At 45.1% G+C, this 215-nt stretch carries 2 tRNA genes; both read left to right on the top strand.

From position 1 onward, the window contains the following. Window positions 1-7 precede the first annotated feature (7 nt). A tRNA-Phe gene (locus AN394_RS21530) sits at window positions 8-83 on the top strand. Window positions 84-134: 51 nt separating this feature from the next. Next, window positions 135-210 (top strand) — tRNA-Thr (locus AN394_RS21525). Window positions 211-215: the final 5 nt, after the last annotated feature.

Here is a 215-nt window from a genome sequence, read left to right as displayed (position 1 = left end):
TTAAAATGCCCAGATAGCTCAGTCGGTAGAGCAGAGGATTGAAAATCCTCGTGTCGGTGGTTCGATTCCGCCTCTGGGCACCATTATTTATAATCACAATGTGATTAAGTGCTAAACGCACACAGGTTTAGTGTGCCGACTTAGCTCAGTTGGTAGAGCAACTGACTTGTAATCAGTAGGTCATCCGTTCAACTCGGATAGTCGGCACCATTTAT

Source organism: Pseudoalteromonas sp. P1-26, assembly GCF_001401795.1.
Lineage (GTDB): Bacteria > Pseudomonadota > Gammaproteobacteria > Enterobacterales > Alteromonadaceae > Pseudoalteromonas.
Note: the sequence above shows the minus strand (reverse complement) of the source record. Positions and strands in the feature narration are given on the sequence as shown.